The sequence below is a fragment of the Bradyrhizobium sp. BR 1433 genome, from assembly GCF_051547665.1.
Taxonomy (GTDB): Bacteria; Pseudomonadota; Alphaproteobacteria; order Rhizobiales; family Xanthobacteraceae; genus Bradyrhizobium; species Bradyrhizobium australafricanum.
Genome location: NZ_JBPUGG010000001.1, coordinates 4,944,044 through 4,959,979, shown reverse-complemented (window position 1 = coordinate 4,959,979; position 15,936 = coordinate 4,944,044). Strand labels below are relative to the sequence as shown.

The 15,936-nt window shown below is 64.5% G+C and carries 15 protein-coding genes and 1 tRNA gene; 11 read left to right on the top strand and 5 right to left on the bottom strand.

Translation table 11 applies throughout. The annotated features are described in order from the left end of the window. Positions 1-51: 51 nt before the first annotated feature. From ACSKB9_RS23930 to tsaD, 3 genes are all read right to left on the bottom strand, one after another. Positions 52-1,179, bottom strand: a complete 1,128-nt coding sequence (locus tag ACSKB9_RS23930) for an alpha/beta hydrolase (RefSeq protein ID WP_438076192.1) — start codon at positions 1,177-1,179, stop codon at positions 52-54. A gap of 241 nt (positions 1,180-1,420) precedes the next feature. Continuing rightward, entirely contained in the window at positions 1,421-2,398 is a 978-nt protein-coding gene (locus ACSKB9_RS23925) for an NAD(P)H-dependent glycerol-3-phosphate dehydrogenase (protein WP_438076190.1), read from the bottom strand. A 187-nt stretch (positions 2,399-2,585) separates the two neighbouring features. Beyond that, complete coding sequence (gene tsaD / locus ACSKB9_RS23920) at positions 2,586-3,659, bottom strand: tRNA (adenosine(37)-N6)-threonylcarbamoyltransferase complex transferase subunit TsaD (RefSeq protein ID WP_438080370.1); 1,074 nt, start codon at positions 3,657-3,659, stop codon at positions 2,586-2,588. A 174-nt stretch (positions 3,660-3,833) separates the two neighbouring features. Between tsaD and ACSKB9_RS23915 the strand changes: the two genes are divergently transcribed. The 7 genes from ACSKB9_RS23915 to ACSKB9_RS23885 all read left to right on the top strand — a co-directional run bounded on the left by ACSKB9_RS23915 (position 3,834) and on the right by ACSKB9_RS23885 (position 10,143). Next, positions 3,834-4,574 (top strand): uroporphyrinogen-III synthase, encoded by a 741-nt coding sequence (locus ACSKB9_RS23915; RefSeq protein WP_438080368.1) that lies wholly within the window; start codon positions 3,834-3,836, stop codon positions 4,572-4,574. Between the two features lie 112 nt (positions 4,575-4,686). Beyond that, complete coding sequence (locus ACSKB9_RS23910; RefSeq protein WP_438076188.1) at positions 4,687-5,964, top strand: hypothetical protein; 1,278 nt, start codon at positions 4,687-4,689, stop codon at positions 5,962-5,964. 20 nt (positions 5,965-5,984) lie between these two features. Next, complete coding sequence (locus tag ACSKB9_RS23905) at positions 5,985-7,766, top strand: heme biosynthesis protein HemY (protein WP_438076186.1); 1,782 nt, start codon at positions 5,985-5,987, stop codon at positions 7,764-7,766. A 108-nt stretch (positions 7,767-7,874) separates the two neighbouring features. After that, positions 7,875-7,950, top strand: a tRNA-Thr gene (locus tag ACSKB9_RS23900). Positions 7,951-8,417: 467 nt separating this feature from the next. After that, positions 8,418-8,837, top strand: a complete 420-nt coding sequence (locus ACSKB9_RS23895; RefSeq protein ID WP_438076184.1) for a hypothetical protein — start codon at positions 8,418-8,420, stop codon at positions 8,835-8,837. Positions 8,838-9,332: 495 nt separating this feature from the next. Continuing rightward, positions 9,333-9,704, top strand: a complete 372-nt coding sequence (locus ACSKB9_RS23890; protein WP_438076183.1) for a hypothetical protein — start codon at positions 9,333-9,335, stop codon at positions 9,702-9,704. Positions 9,705-9,708: 4 nt separating this feature from the next. Beyond that, the gene (locus tag ACSKB9_RS23885) at positions 9,709-10,143 is read left to right on the top strand and encodes a hypothetical protein (RefSeq protein WP_438076181.1); all 435 of its coding nucleotides are present in this window, start codon (positions 9,709-9,711) and stop codon (positions 10,141-10,143) included. 70 nt (positions 10,144-10,213) lie between these two features. On the opposite strand, the gene ACSKB9_RS23880 is transcribed toward ACSKB9_RS23885, so the two are convergent. Both ACSKB9_RS23880 and ACSKB9_RS23875 read right to left on the bottom strand, forming a co-directional pair. Then, positions 10,214-10,444 (bottom strand): hypothetical protein, encoded by a 231-nt coding sequence (locus ACSKB9_RS23880; RefSeq protein ID WP_438076179.1) that lies wholly within the window; start codon positions 10,442-10,444, stop codon positions 10,214-10,216. A 244-nt stretch (positions 10,445-10,688) separates the two neighbouring features. Continuing rightward, on the bottom strand, positions 10,689-11,756 hold the full coding sequence (locus ACSKB9_RS23875; protein WP_438076178.1) for a hypothetical protein: 1,068 nt from the start codon (positions 11,754-11,756) through the stop codon (positions 10,689-10,691). A gap of 307 nt (positions 11,757-12,063) precedes the next feature. Between ACSKB9_RS23875 and ACSKB9_RS23870 the strand changes: the two genes are divergently transcribed. From ACSKB9_RS23870 to ACSKB9_RS23855, 4 genes are all read left to right on the top strand, one after another. Beyond that, the gene (locus ACSKB9_RS23870; protein WP_438076176.1) at positions 12,064-13,083 is read left to right on the top strand and encodes a helix-turn-helix transcriptional regulator; all 1,020 of its coding nucleotides are present in this window, start codon (positions 12,064-12,066) and stop codon (positions 13,081-13,083) included. Positions 13,084-13,676: 593 nt separating this feature from the next. After that, on the top strand, positions 13,677-14,594 hold the full coding sequence (locus ACSKB9_RS23865) for an NADP-dependent oxidoreductase (protein ID WP_438080366.1): 918 nt from the start codon (positions 13,677-13,679) through the stop codon (positions 14,592-14,594). A gap of 97 nt (positions 14,595-14,691) precedes the next feature. Next, entirely contained in the window at positions 14,692-15,309 is a 618-nt protein-coding gene (locus ACSKB9_RS23860) for a nitroreductase family protein (protein WP_438076174.1), read from the top strand. Positions 15,310-15,343: 34 nt separating this feature from the next. Continuing rightward, the gene (locus tag ACSKB9_RS23855) at positions 15,344-15,889 is read left to right on the top strand and encodes a carboxymuconolactone decarboxylase family protein (RefSeq protein ID WP_438076172.1); all 546 of its coding nucleotides are present in this window, start codon (positions 15,344-15,346) and stop codon (positions 15,887-15,889) included. The last annotated feature ends 47 nt before the right edge of the window (positions 15,890-15,936 follow it).

Here is a 15,936-nt window from a genome sequence, read left to right as displayed (position 1 = left end):
AGCGACGTCGATGCCCGCGACAAGCACGGCCATCTGATCCCGGCGCGGCACCTACTGTTTCAAATATCGATCGAAGAACCTGGCGATGTCGGTGAACGTCTCCTTCGTCTCGGGCGCGTCGGCGTTGAACTGGTACTGCGCGTGCGACTGCCCCTCATAGACATTGAGATCGGCGATCACGCCGGCGCGGCGCAATTTGCGATGCGTGCGAACCGTGTTGCTGAGGAACAGATCGCGCGTGCCCGATGTCAGGATGGTCGGCGGGAAGCCCTTGAAGTCACCATAGATCGGCGAAATGTAGGGATTCTTCAGGCTGGTGCCGTTTGCATAAAGCCTGGCGGCGCGGCCGAGCCAGCCGTCCCAGGTCACCAGCACATTGTCGACCCACTCATTGCTCGCGTAGCTGTCGCCGATCTTGTCGATATCGGACCAGGGCGTGCCCGGCGCGATGGCGGCGGGCAGCGGCAGCCTCTCATCCTTCGCCCGCAATACCATCGCAAGCGTCATCGCCCCGCCCGTCGAGGTGCCGAAGATCGCCAGCCGGCGGTGTTCGTGCGATTTCAGAACTTCCTTCCAGACCGCCATCGCGTCGTCCATCGCGGCCGGATAGGGGAAGTCCGGCGGCATCCGGTAGTCGACGGAGATCACCTTGAAGCCGCCAAAGCCCGCCATCATGATGGCTTCGGGCAACGCGGCTTCGCCGGGGCCGAACACGTAACCACCGCCGTGCACGTGAATCAGCAGGCGCCGCCTGTTCTCGAGCGCGATCTTGTTCGGGGTGACGATGTAGCAGTGCACGCCGGCAAGCTTGGTTTCCTCGACCTTGACGCCGAGCTTCGCCTTCAGCGCCGGAACACCCGCGATCAGAAGCTTGGCGCGGCGATCGATCAACTCCTTCCATTCCGCCGGGGTTTTGGGGTCGGCATTGAAATGCGGCGGATAGGGCGCACCGATCATTGCCTGCATCTCGGAAGACACGTCGGCGGTTGGATTGCCGATCGATTTGAGCGGCGCGACCCGCTTGCCGTTGCCGGCATTGGCGGCGGCCTCGCTCTTGGCAAGGTCGTCGTAGGTGGCGGCCGCTTGGGCGTGGGCGATAGTGGATGAGGCGGCGAGGGCGACGGCAAGACTGATCGAGAGAAGGCTGATCGAAAGGATGGCGCGATGCGGTTGACGCATGGGTTTTCCCTTGGGATCCGTTTTTCGATTTGTTGGACCGGGATCCGACGGTTCGCCGCCACGCTAGAGCATTTTCGGTTCTGAATGAATCAGAACCGAGCTCTAGCTTTTTTGATTTGACGCGTTTTCATTGCGAACCGGGGTCCATCCCGCATCAAGTGCGGGACAGGCTTCGCTTGAAAACGCTCTGGTACGCCGCGCACGGATCGTGAAGCTCCGCCACGCGCGACCGTGACGTGCGTTACTCCGCCTTGAATGGCCGCGTCAGCAGGCCTTCGATCGCCGCATCGATGGTCAGCCGGTGGCTCAGGATCGCGGCGACCGCGTTTGACACCGGCATGTCGACCTTCTGCGCAGCGGCGAGCTCGCACAGCACCGGCGCGGTGAACGCGCCTTCGGCGAGCTTGCCGATCGGTGCGGCTTCGCCGCGGCCGAGCGCGAGACCGAGCGCGAAATTGCGCGATTGCGCGGTCGAGCAGCTGAGCAGGAGATCGCCCAATCCCGACAGGCCTGAGAGAGTTTCGGCGCGGGCGCCGCAGGCGCGGCCCAATCTTGCGAGCTCGCTGAAGCCGCGCGTGGTCAGCGCGGCGAGCGCGGAGGCGCCGAGATTCTTGCCGACCACGATGCCGGCGGCGATCGCCAGCACGTTCTTGGCCGCGCCGCCGATCTCGACACCGCGCACGTCGGTGGTGTGATAGGGCCGGAAGGTCGCCGAGCCGAGCGCCTGGACCAGCGCGCGTGCGAGCGCTTCGTCCCTCGTGGCCAGCGTGACCGCGGTCGGCAATCCGCGCGCGACGTCGTCGGCAAAGCTCGGCCCGGACAGGATCGCGGGGACCGCGCGCGGCGCGGCTTCCGCGATCACCTCGGTCATGAATTTGTGCGTGCCGTGCTCGATGCCCTTGGCGCAGGCGATGACAGGCGTGTCGGGATTGAGATACGGCGCAAGATGCCCGACCGCCGCGCGCAAATGCTGCGCCGGCGTCACGGCCAGGATGATGTCGGCGTGGGCCGCGGCGGCGATATCCGACGTCACGGCGATGCCGGGATGAAGCTGGACACCAGCCAGCCTCGGATTGACCCGCGTCGCCTGGATCTGCGCGGCATGCTCGGCATTGCGCGCATACAGCGTCACCTTGCGCCCGGCGCGCGCCGCGACATCGGCCAATGCCGTGCCCCAGGCGCCGGCTCCGATCACGCTCACTGACATATGCGCCGGCATCAGGCGGGCCTGTCTTCGCTCCCTCTCCCCGCTCTTGCGGGAAGAGGGTTGGGGTGAGGGGCTTTATCCGCGAGCGAGCCGAGTGTTGAGTCCTGTACCCCCTCACCCGGATTGCTGCGCAATCCGACCTCTCCCGCAAGCGGGGCGAGGTGCGACGGTGCCTGATGCGCGCCCCGTCGTACATTGTTCAATATCCGGCGCGGCTGTTGGCGTAGCCGGCCGGCGCCTTGGCGTTGGCGTCGAGCAGCCAGCGCGCGCGCGGCGGCGCCTCCATCGTGTCGGTGAGGCCAAGCGCCATCCGCTCGGCGCCGGCCCAGGCGATCATCGCGCCATTGTCGGTGCAGAGCGCCGGCGGCGGGATGATCAGCGTGGTCTGCGCCTTCGCCGCAACCTCCTGCAGCGCGCTGCGGATCGCATGGTTGGCGGCGACGCCCCCGGCCGCGACCAGTGCGCGCGGCGTGCCGAACCGCTCCTGAAACAGCTTTAGGCCGACGCTCAGGCGGTCCGCGGTCGATTCCAGCACCGCGGCCTGGAAACTCGCGCAGAGATCGCTGACGTCCTGCGGCTCGAGCGGCTCCAGCCGGCTGGCTGCATTGCGCACCGCGGTCTTCAGTCCCGACAGCGAGAAATTCGCGTCGGGGCGGCCGAGCATCGGGCGTGGAAAGTCAAACCGCGTCGGGTCGCCGCCGGCGGCCGCGCGCTCGACCTCCGGTCCGCCGGGATAGGGCAGCGACAGCATCTTCGCCACCTTGTCGAACGCCTCGCCCATCGCGTCGTCGACCGTGGTGCCAAGCCGCACATATTCACCGACGCCGACCACGGCGACGATCTGGGTGTGTCCGCCCGAGGCCAGGAACAGGCGATAGGGAAACGCCAGCGCGCAGGTCAGCCGCGGCGTCAGCGCGTGCGCCTCGAGATGGTTCACCGCGATCAGCGGCGTATCGTGCACCATCGCGATCGCCTTCGCGGTGGTGAGACCGACGATCACGCCGCCGATCAGGCCGGGGCCCGCGGCTGCCGCGACCGCCGACAATTGTCGGTAGCCGACGCCGGCCTCCTTCATGGCGGAGGCGACGATGCCGTCGAGCAGGTCGACATGGGCGCGCGCCGCGATCTCCGGCACCACGCCGCCGAAGCGGGCGTGCTCGTCGGTCTGCGAGCGCACCACGTTGGAGAGGATTTTCGCCTGCCCGTCAGCCTGGCGCTCGACCAGGGCGGCCGCGGTTTCATCGCAGGTGGTCTCGATCCCCAGCACCAGCATCGGCGGTTCGTGTCCCAATTTCGGTCCTTGTGCTACGAGCATGATCCGGACAGGCCGGAACCGGTGTCCGGCAAGATGATGCTCATCAAAACGTCCGTTCCGGGGTAGCATTGCGAGGTCTTAAAGTGCAATCGGTCGCCAACGTCCAATTTATACGGCTGGAGGCCTGAAACCCTGACAATCCTTGTCACACGGCCGCATCCGGACAATGACGCGACGCTCGCGACGCTGCGCCAGCGCGGCTTCGACGCCCTGTCGGCGCCGGTGCTGCGCTTCGAGCCGGTGCCGTTCCGCGGCGACGACGATGCGGATTATGATGCCGTCATCCTGACCAGCGCCAATGCGCTGCGTGCGGTCGACCTCGCGACCAGCCCGCTGTTGCGGCTGCCGCTGTTTGCGGTCGGCGCGCACACCGCGGATGCGGCGCGCGCCGCGGGCTTCGACAAGGTGATCGTGGCGAAGGGCGATGCAGTCTCGCTGCGCAAGCTGGTGCTCGCACGGGTCGAGGCCGGCGAACTGCCGGCATCGGCGACGCTGCTCTATCTCGCCGGCGCCGACCTGTCGCGCGATCTTGCCGGCGAGCTCGGCGAGCGCGGGCTCAGCGTCGTCACCCAGACCACCTACCGGATGGCGCCGGTGGCCGGCTTCCCGAGGGAGGTTAGCGACGCCTTCATGGCGAACCGGATCACCGCGGTGCTGCACTATTCCCGCCGCAGCGCGCGGGCCTTTCTGGACACGGTCCGCGCCGACGGGATCGAGATTTCGGCGCTCGCCTTGCCGCAATGCTGCATCTCGGCGGCCGTCGCCGCGGTGCTCCATGACGCCGGCGCGACCAAGGTGGTGGTGGCGGCGCGACCGGACGAAAATGCCCTGCTCGAGGCGCTCAGCCGGACCCTGCGGCCGAGACCGGAATAATTCTTTCGTCTGACCATGATGTTAGGCAATGCTCGGTTATTCGGATCGTGCTCTAAGAGCCTGGGCCGATTCTGGTACAATATGCGGCCAGCAGTTTTGAGGACCCCCCGCGATGGCTGAAGAAAGGCCAGACGACCCAGGATCTTCGCCGGATTCCCGGCCCAAGCGCGCGCCGCCGACCATCGATCTTCAGGCGACCGAAATCTCCAGCGAACCGTCGAAGGCGGAGGGGGCCGAGGAAGCCGCCAGAGAGGCCGACCGGGATGCCGGCAAGGCATCTGCGGACGCGGCGACGCCTGAGGCCGAGCCCCAGCCTGAGGCCGAGCCCCAAGGCGACGCCGCACCGCAAGCGGAGCCGCAGCCAGAGACCGCCTCCGCGGCGCCGGACGCCGAACCGGCGCGGCCGGTGTCGCCCTGGGTGGTGGCGCCGGTGTCGGGTGCGGTCGCCGCGGCGCTGGTGATCGGGGTTGGCTGGCTGCTCGGCTGGCCCGTCGTGCAGCCGGTCTCGGCGCCGCAACCCAGTGCCGCCATCGACGAGCTCGGCACGCGCCTGAGCGCGCTGGAATCGAAGGCCGGCAGGCCGGTCGCGGCGGCCGCCGATCCCGCGGCGACGGCGCGGCTGGAGGCGCTCGACAAATCGATCGCCGCGCTGCGCACCGAGCTCGCCGCGACGCGGGCGCAATCCGACAAGCTTGCGGCGGCGGTCAATGACGCGAAAGCCGCGCCGCGCGATGGCGCGGCTGCGGCTGATCTCTCCGGCATCACGGCGCGCATCGACAAGGTCGAAGGCGCGGTGAAGGCGCAGGGCGCCGCGATCGCGAGGCAGGACGGCAAGATCGCCGACACCAAGGCCGAGGCGAAGGCCGACGATGTGCCGCTGCGCCGCGTCGTCGCGGCATCGCTGCTCGACGTCGCGGTGCGTCACGGCGATCCCTATGCCTCCGCGCTCGAAGCCGCGAAGGCGCTGTCTGACGATGCCGAGGTGCTGAAGCCGCTCGCGACGTTTGCGACGTCGGGCGTGCCGAACCCGAACGCGCTGTGCCGCGAGCTGATCGAGATCGTGCCGAAACTTGCGCCGCCTCCGCCTGAGGCTGCGGCGGCCAGCGCCGGGCTGGTCGATCGTCTGAAGGCCGGTGCCTCCACGCTGATCCAGATCGAGCGGACCGACGGCACGGGCACCGATCGCGGCAGCATCGTCGCGCGCGTGACATCGGCCGCCCTGCATAATGACCTCGCATTGACCGAGCGTGAATTGAAGTCGCTGCCGCCGGCGGATCGCACGGCGGCGCAAGCCTGGCTCGCCAAGGTGGACGCGCGCCGCGCCGCGCTCGACGCGTCGCGTAAATTTGCCGACAACGCCATGGCGGCGCTCGCCACGGTCAACCAGTAAGTCTTTGCAATAGGTTTTTGATGATCCGGATCATTCTGTTCCTGCTGCTGATCGCGCTCGCTGCAGCAGGTGCGGCCTGGATGGCCGATCAGCCCGGCGATCTCGTGCTGAATTGGGGCGGCTTGCGCTTCACGTCCAAGCAGCCGATGTACCTGCTCGGCCTCGTCGTCGTCGTCGCGATGGTCGCCGGCGTGATCCTGCGCGGGCTCTGGAAGATCCCCTCGCACATCCGTCGCGGCCGGCGCGAGCGGCGTCACGCCCGCGGCCGCCACGCCATCACGCAAGGCCTGCTTGCGATCGGGCATGGCGACTCCGCAGGCGCCCGCGCGCATGCCGAAGTGGCGCGGCGTCACGCCGGAGGCGATCCGCTGGCGCTCTTGCTGCACGCGCAATCGGCGCAGCTCGACGGCGATCGCGACGGCGCGCAGCGCGCCTTCCGCGCCATGGCCGAGCGCGAGGACACGCGGCTGCTTGGATTGCGCGGTCTGTTCATCGAGGCGCAGCGCGCCGACGATCCGGTAGCGGCCGTGATGATCGCCGAGGAAGCGCTGAAGATGTCGCCGTCGTCGTCATGGGCCTCGCATGCGGTGCTCGGCTTCTGCTGCGCCAAGGGCGATTGGGCCGGCGCGCTGTCGATCATCGACAACAACCAGAGCGCCGGATTGATCGACAAGGCGACCTATCGGCGGCAACGCGGCGTGCTGCTGACGGCGCGTGCGCTGGAGTTCGAGACCGTCGATCGCGACCTGTCGCGCTCGAGCGCGATGGAGGCGGTCAAGCTGGCGCCGACGCTGATCCCGGCCGCCGTGCTCGCCGCGAAGTTCGAGAGCGAGGCGCATCAGGTGCGTCGCGCGATGCGCATCGTCGAGACCGCGTGGCTGGCGCAGCCGCATCCCGATCTCGCCGACGCCTATTCGCATGTGCGGCTCGGCGATTCCGCGCGCCAGCGCCTGGTGCGGGTCGAGACGCTGGCGGCGAAAAAACCTGGCCATATCGAGGGTGCGCTGGCGATCGCGCGCGCCGCGATCGACGCGGCCGAGTTCGCCAAGGCGCGCGCGGCGCTGGAGCCGTTTGTCGCAGCGCCGACGCAGCACGTCGCGCTGTTGATGGCCGAGATCGAGCGCACCGAGCATGGCGACAGCGGCCGGGCGCGCGCCTGGACCCTGCGCGCCGTGCGCGCGCTGCACGATCCGGTCTGGACCGCCGACGGTTATGTCTCGGACCGCTGGCGCCCGGTCTCGCCGGTCAGCGGCCGGCTCGATGCCTTCCAGTGGCAGACCCCGGTGGCGGCGCTGCCGTCCGACAAGGGCCATGCCATCGAGCCGTCGCCCTTCGAGGAGGCGATGCTGGCGCCGCGCCGGGTCGAGCCGCCAAAGGAAGTCGCCAGTGAGCCTGAAGTGGCCAGGCCGGTTGAGCCGGTCGAGGTGAAGCCCGTCGAGGTCAAGCCGGTCGAGGTCAAGCCCTTGGAGCCGGCCGCGCCGACGGCGCAGGATAACGCCCCGCTGCCGGCGGCCATCGAGGCCGAGCCCGCCCCGGCCCCGGCCGAACCCGCCGCGCCGGAACCGGCTCCCCCTCCGGCCGCCGAATCGGCGCCTCCGGCGCCGGCCCCCTTGTTCCGGTCCCGCACCGACCTACCCAAGGCCGCACCGGCGCCGATTCCGGCGGTGATCCCGATCATCAGGGCCCCCGACGACCCCGGGGTCGACGAGGACGGCCCGGTCGACGAATTTGCGGAACAAATCGGCCCGCCCAAGGCCCAGGTGGGCGGTTGGCGCGGATTTCTGTCACGTTTGGGAAGCTAATTCGGGGTTAGGTTAACGGCTGTATGGTTCGATAACCGCGTTGTCCTTGCCAATCGGGGTCATGCCCGATATCAGGTGGCCGCGTGATCGGCCGTTGCCGAACGGTTCGCCGCAATAGCTCAGTTGGTAGAGCACGTCATTCGTAATGACGGGGTCGGGGGTTCGAGTCCCTCTTGCGGCACCAGTTTTTTCAAGCACTTAGTAGAAAGTTCTGTCAAAAAAAGCTGTACCGGACCCGTACAGCTTTTTCGGGCCGCCGCAGCGTACTTTGGGCCAGCCGGAAACTGTTCTCAACCCGGAACAGTCGTCGGAACCGGTACCAAATCTGAATCGGTTCTGAGCCTGCGCAAATTTGCGCTGCCGAAAACGGTACCAAATCGGAACCGTTTCTGACCTTGGGCAAATTTGCCCACCCTCCGAGCCTGCGCCGATTGGCGCACCGTGGGAATTCTCAACGCACCATCATTCTTAGGATTAAAACCCTATCCTAGGACCGATTCCCTGCAATGGCGGCCGGAAGGTACTAGCGCGCGCGTAGCAACATGTATGCCAGTGCTCGCGGAATCCGTTAACGATTCGTCAACCATATTTTTGGATTCCGCTTTCGGCCAGAGACTTGCTCTTGCCGCGAGACTCACGTAGACGGGAACCATGAGTGATGCGCGTCAACTTCTGGAAAACCGAACGGTGGCGATAGACGCCGAATTGGAGCCGCTAACGAAGGAGTATGCAGAGCTGCGAACAAAGCTGGTCGAGATCGACATGCGCATCCGCAGGCTTCAGCAGGAGCGCGAGGAAATCGGCGAGTTTTTGAAAAAGACGCAGCCCAGTCAGCCGCGCATTACGATCATGGAAGCGATCTTGGCGACGCTCGATCACAAGACGAATGGCCTAACGGCACAGGAAATTTTGTCGGAGCTGAACGAGAAGTATTTCGGCGGGAGCCTGTTGCGGACATCGCTCTCGCCGCAGCTATCCCGACTCAAGGATCGCGACAAGAAAATCACGCTGAGGGGAGATCGCTGGTTCAAGGTTGCGCCGCAGGCCGATCTCTTCAAGAGGCGCCCGTGAACACGAATAAGGCCCCGGATTTCCCCGGGACCTCGCTCGAATGGGCGGCACACCGATGAGTGCTTCGTTCATCGGAGAAAGGGGAAGACCCCATGTGCTTCTGCGTAACGAGTTTCGGCGGAGACACCTTCAGGAATCGCTTCTGTCGTTGTCCCGGCTTCGGATTTGCCCATCCGTCGCCGTATCCGAAACTCATAATAGCCTAGCTTTCGTTGCGCGCATTGAGATGCGCAACATGATGTTCATTCTTCCAAACTCAACCGCCGGTCAAGTTGATTCTCTCACCTCTTGTTCCCGATTCTCCGGGCGACAGGACAACGGAAAAGCCGCCGCTACCGAGTTGAGGTCGGCGCGACGGCTCTCTTTACGTTCGGGCGTGATACGCAACCCGTACCGACACTTCCCCGCGACAGATGAAAAAGTCGTTAGCCGCCGAGGGTTCGAACAGGTCAAAGATTTTTGAGCGCGTGAGCGCACTATAGGGAAATTCTCCAGATGGCCAAAGCGTCAGCCAGCGGCATCACTCTCGGCTATAGAGAAACCTGCGTGGTGAAGGGCATGCTCACCCGTGGTGATCGACAACACGACATCGCATCATACTTCGGCGTCAACGGCGGGCGCGTCGCCGAGATCGCAACGGGCGAGGGCAACTATCCGAACGCTCAGCCGACCCCGGAGACCGATCTACCTCCGCCGGGTCCTTATCTGACAAGGTTCGCTGTGCAGTCAGTGATCGACAGCCTCACGGAAGCGCTCGCTGCGCTCGACTTGGCGCACGCGGAAAACGAGCTTGCTGATGTGAAGGCCGCGCTGCTGCTCGCCCGCGACACCATCCAGAAGAAGCTCGACGCTCTCGAAGAGGTCTAAGCCATTGTCATCAGGGGAAAGCTGGATTCTGCCCGCGCTGTTCGTCGGAGGCCTGAGTGTCGCGTTCGGGCCGCCGCTGGTCGAGCGAATGCGCAACGAGATCACTGTCTACACTATGTTCTGCACGAAAGACCGCGTTGACCGCGTTTGCAAGGGAGAGGAGCAGACGGCGAACCCCACGACGTTCAAAGTCTACCCCGAGCAACAGATTGTTGTTTCGTGGGTCGGCGACGGCCCAGTAACACGTGTGCAGGGCTGCGCTGTGCGCGATGTTTCGAATTGGCATTGTCGAGAAAGCCACTTCGAACACACCATGACGGATGGCAATTATCTCAGCACCGCCGACGAGCCCTTCGTCGGCTTTAGCAAGATGTTTTATCAAGGATCGCGCTGGCGTTGGTGGCTGACGCGACTGGTGGAGTACACCAAGAGCAAGTGAACCTTGGTTAGCTGACGCGTCGATACGCGTTGACCTTGCGCTCTTCAGACACGTCGACGGTCCTCTCGGCTCACGTCGTCGCTTTGTAGCTCTCTGCGAGAAGTTCTTCCAAGGTTAGCGGCTTGCTGGCCCTGATAAGGGCTGTACGAGGGAAGGGCCTCGACTTCACGTCATCCCTCACTGACCATGCGCACGTGATCCCGTCTTGGTCGATCGAGATAACAGTCATGATATGGCCGCCGCTGCGCAGCGACACGGTATCACCGACCTTCAACGGCTCGCCTTCTACCTTCATATTCATTTCTGCTTCTCGTGCTGTGGCTGCGCCCATAGACCGACATGGCTGTCTCCAATATAGGTCGAGACCCGGAGCGCAGGCTTCTTCCCATTCAAACACTGACGAAAATCGCGATTAGCGTTAAGGTACGTCGGGGTCTGTTAGACGAATTTTCGTGTTCGTAATGACGGGAGCGGGGGTTCGTTTCCCTCTTGCGGCGCCAGTTCGCAAGATATCCCGCCCTCGTTTCCGGTCGCCCCTTGGCCGCCTAGATCCGCGCTCCACACAATCCGCTCATAATCGCGACCGCGACCAGCCCGCTCGCCACGAGCTCGGCTGCCCAGATCCGGTTGGCGGCCGTGGTGGTGACGCCGTGCGCGATCAGGATGCCGCGCAATCCGGACGCCAGATGCGCGAGCACGAAGAAGACGCCGAGTGCGTAGTGCGGCACCAGGCGAATGCTCCAGGCGTCGTGGATCAGGCCGGTCGGTGCGCCCGACGCCCAGGCCCAGTTGGTGTCGATGTGGTGCACGGCGCGCGCCGAGACCAGCGCGGAATTCAGATGGGCGAGGATGAATGCCGCGAGATAGACGCCGGAGCCGATCTGAAACACGCGGTAGGCATCCGCCGGCAGCGCGCTCCAGCGCCAGGCGAGCCGCACGCCGACGGCGACCTGGAACAGCATCAATGCGACGAGGATGGGTTCGACGAGGGACGATCGATAGACCGTGCGTCCCGCCTTCATCATGGCGGCATGGACATCAGGTCCGAGCCAACCCAGCAGATGATTGGTGAGGTGAAACGCGACGTAGAGCAGGATGACCGCGGCGGCGACGCCATGCGTCACGCGCCATTTGGCGATGGATGGGGTAATCGCGGCTGATCCTGCCGGGCGCTCCTGCTCGCTGCCGAGCAGCACATAGAGACACGCGGCCGACCAGCCCGCGACCCATACAAGCTCGTCGCTGACCGGGATGTGCAGCAGGCCGAGACCGACGCCGGTCAGCACGAACAAGGGCGGCGCAGCGATGCTGGCATAGGCGAGACGGCGGGCGCGCAGCGCGAACGATAAAGGCTCGGCCTTGGTCATCCAGTACGCACAGGCAAGACCCAGCAAGGGCGCGGCGGTCGCGGCCAACAGGCAAAGCGCCGCCAGGACCAGCCGTCCAAACGACGCCGGACCAGCAGCGGGAGAGACCGCGAGATGAAATGCATCGAGCAGGAACGGATAAGCCATCGCTCCGGCCGCCGGGATCATCGAACGCAGCTTTTCGGCGGCCGTATTCGCCAAGCCATTGTCGGCGGGCCGCACGCGACCTTGTTCGAATGCACTCACAGAGCTCTCCAGGGTTCGGGCATCGTGCAAGAGAGGGCCAGACCGACGAATCTATTCCCGAGTCATCGTCGAAGGCGCGGCACACAGGCTGGTGCTGTGGATGCCGGCGTCTAAGGGCGCGGCGTTGCGCCGAGACCCTATCTCAAGGCGCAAAAACTACAGCGATACGGGCCCACCGATAGGACCAAGTTCCAACAATCCGACTGGACCACGCCAAGGTTCCTTTCGGCGTGCCACAAAATCCAGTTCAAGGGTGAAGGCAGATTCGCCTAGCGGATTCGCGGGTTGATCTTGTAAGCAGGTTGTTATGCAAAACACGGCCAAATCGCGGGCCGGAAGCGGACAGGGCGAGCGGCCAGATTCGCGGATCGCCGTCTCTGCCTCGAAGCTCGCCACCGCCGATCTCAACAACCTAATGCGGGCACTTGAGATCGATGTCGTCGCGCTCACCGAAATGCTGATTCCATCAGGCCATCGCGCCGAGATGGGGACGATCGATGCGCCGGCGGTCCATTACACCATTAGTGGCAGGGGACGAATTTCGATCGGCGATGGGCCTTGGATATCGCTTGAACCCCATCTCCTCATCATCAAGCCTGCGAGTACTCCGTTCGTAATCGAAGTCGACGGAACCAGCGGCCCGAAGAAGCTCATCTCCCGCGATTGCTGGAAGCAGCATGACAGCGTGTTGCGTATCGCAACACCGACCGAGCAGCCCGAGATCATCCAGATCTGCGGCTTCTTCAACGCATCCTTCGGACAATCCGTCGGGTTGTTTCGCGAATTGCGCGAGCCCGTGGTCGAGAAATTCGAGCCGACGGACAAGATCGACCTGAAGCTTCGCGAAGCGGTCGAGGAGCTTTGCGTGCAGGAAATCGGTATGGGCGCCATGACGGCGTCCCTGCTAAAGCAGGTCATCATCGCCCTGGTGAGGCGGTCGATGAAGTCCTCCCGCAGCTGGACTGATCGATTTTCGATTCTCGCGGATCGGCAGATCACGCGTGCATTCGCCGATATGGTGGCGCGCCCGGGGGCCGCTCATACCGTTCAGAGCCTTGCGCATAGCGCGGGTCTGAGCCGGTCGGCATTCATGGCGAAGTTCTCGGAGATCTTTGGCCGTTCGCCGATGGCCATCCTTCGGGATCTCAGGATGCGGCAGGCGGCGCTCGATCTCACGACGACGTCAGCCCCAGTCGATGTTGTGGCCTACAACGCCGGCTACGAGAGCCGGTCAAGTTTCGTGCGAGCATTCCGCAAAGCCTACGACGTTGATCCGAGCGAGTACCGGCTGCGCGTGAAGCACGGTGGGAGTGATACGGGCGCTTGAGCCAATACCGCCTCCGAGGCAGCTCTCCCGTCAAGCGTGCGATTTTGAATGGGCGTGCCAATAGCGACATCCGCTCATCTATTGAAACTGTTCGTCGGGCTATCAGCGTTGGCAGAGCTCGCTGCCTGACCGAAGAAAAAACTGGAAACAGCAAAGGCCGAAAGCAAGCCGCGTCGGCCCGTGCATGCCCGACGCTGCGCCCCAACCGGGCTCTTTCCCGTTCCCTAGAGCATGATCCGGAAAAGTGTGAAGCGGTTTTCCGAAAAAATCATGCTCAAACAAAGAGCTGAAGCGCGATGACGATTCAACCCGATCTCATCGCGCTTTAGCCAGATCCGCGCGCACTCGGTGCACCGATCCTCGGTGTTGGCCAGCTCCGGAGTCCAGAATGCGTGTCCGCGCGTCCAGGAACGCCCGACGCGGGTTTCATCGCGTCGGGACCAGTGGCAACGTGACTTCAGGAAATGCGCCGCGTCGATGGCATCGATTCAATATCCAAGGTCATTCGAGCCATCGAGTTTCGCCTTCCGGTTTTCGCTCGTCTGAAAAGGAGTTCGGAACATGATGAGCTGCCACACTCAGGCAGGTGCACGATGAAGGCAATTGTTGTGACGGACCAAGCGCCGGGAACGGCCGGAATGAAGCTGGTGGAGCGGCCCGAGCCGCAGGCCACGATAAACGACGTCGTCGTTGAGATTCGTGCGGCGGGATTCACCCGGGATGAGCTGACGTGGCCCTCGACTTGGACCGATCGCCGCGAGCGTGACCGAACACCGTCGATCCCTGGCCACGAGTTGGCTGGAGTGGTCACCGCCCTCGGCTACGGCACGGCGGGGCTGTCGGTGGGACAGCGGGTATTCGGTCTCGCGGACTGGTATCGCGACGGCACCTTGGCGGAGTATGTGGCCATCGAGGCGCGCAACCTCGCGCCGCTGCCGGGCGATGTCGATTTCACGGTGGGCGCGGCCCTCGTGATGCCAGGCCTTACCGCGTGGCAGGGGCTGTTCGATCACGGCCGGCTTCGGGCGGGGCAGAGCGTCCTTGTGCACGGTGCCGCCGGCGTCGTCGGTTCGATGGCAACCCAGCTCGCACGTGAGGCCGGTGCTTACGTCATCGGCACCGGACGCGCTGCCGGCCGTCAGACGGCCCTCGACTTCGGCGCACAGGAGTTCGTCGACCTCGACAACGACACTCTGGAAGATGTCGGCGGAGTCGATCTGGTGTTCGATGTCCTTGGCGGCGACATCGCGAAGCGGTCCGCGCGCGTGATTCGAGCCGGAGGAACGCTGGTGACCATCGCCGGTCCGACTGAGGCACGGCCCGCTGACGGCCGGACGATAGACTTCGTCGTCGAACCAGATCGCGCCCTACTGAGTGAGATTGTCCGGCGGGCGCGTGACGGACGTGTGCGGACAAACATCGGCAGTGTGGCTGCCCTCGACGATGCCGTTGCTGCCTTCAATCCGACCGAGCGGATCAGCGGGAAGACGATCATTCGCGCTCGTCCGTGAGCGGCGCGCGCCTATCGATGAATGCGGCCGGCCGGCTCTCAAAGAGAGCGAATGCACTCTCGTGCCTCAACCTATCCCTTCACTTATAGGACCAACCATGACCAATGCTGTTATCGAATGTATCCTGAGCCGCAGCTCCACGAAGTATTACGACCCCGCCGCCACCCTGAGCGACGACCAAATCCGAGAGCTCGTGCAAATCGGCACCGCCGCACCCACATCCTTCCACATGCAGAACTGGCGCTTTATCGCGGTGCGCACGCCTGAAGCCAAATCTCGGCTGAGTCCGATCGCTTGGAATCAACCCGCGATCACCGACGCAGCCGTTACCTTCATAGTCTGCGGCAAGCTGGCCGATTCCAGCGTAATACCAGAGCGCCTGGCGCCGCTGGTGGAATCGGGCGTCATGCCGGCGAAGATGGTGCCGGAATGGGAGATTCCCGCGCGCAATCTGTACATGGAGTACCCACAGCGCCGGCGCGATGAAGCGGTACGAACCGCCTCCTTCGGCGCGGCGACGATCATCTTTGCGGCCCGCTCGCTAGGCCTGGGTTCGACGCCGATGATCGGTTTCGATGCTGAACCGGTGCACCGCGAGTTCGGCTTGGCTGAGGACGAAGTGCCGGTGCTGCTGTTGGCCGTGGGGCCGGAGCGTCCGGGAAACTGGGCGCAGAAGCCGCGCCGCCCCGTGACCGATGTGCTGCACCTCGTATAACATTAGTTAAATCAGCTATTTACGGAGATTGCTGATGGCTCGAACTGCATTGCCAACGCCGGCTCAGATACCGGCAGGCTCGAAACCGACTCTCGATGGGTTCACCAGGAACATCGGGTTCACTCCGAATATGTTGGCGACCTTCGCGCTGAGCCCGATCGCGTTCAACGCATGGGCTGCACTGCTCGGCTCTTTGAGCAAGGCGCTTGACGTGAAGACGCGTGACAGCATCGGCCTCGCTGTCTCCGAAGTGAATGGGTGCAACTACTGCCTGACGGTTCACAGCTTTACGGCCGAGCAAATGGCCAAGCTGCCGGCTAATGAAATCATTCTCGCTCGGAAGGGTCATGCCAGTGATCCGAAGCGGGACGCCGCTCTCCAGTTTGCGCGCAAGGTCATCACAACCCGCGGCAAGGTCGGTGACGCCGATATGAAAGCCGTCCGTGACGCCGGCTACACGGATGCGAACGTCATGGAGATCGTCGCGCTGGTGGCCATGTACTCCCTGACGAACTTTTTCAACAACGTGTTCGATCCCGAGCAGGATTTTCCCGCCGTCGCGCCGGCTGGCTCGATCTGAACTCTATCCGATCGCATCGACGGCATCCGCCGGCTCCTTTGCATGGG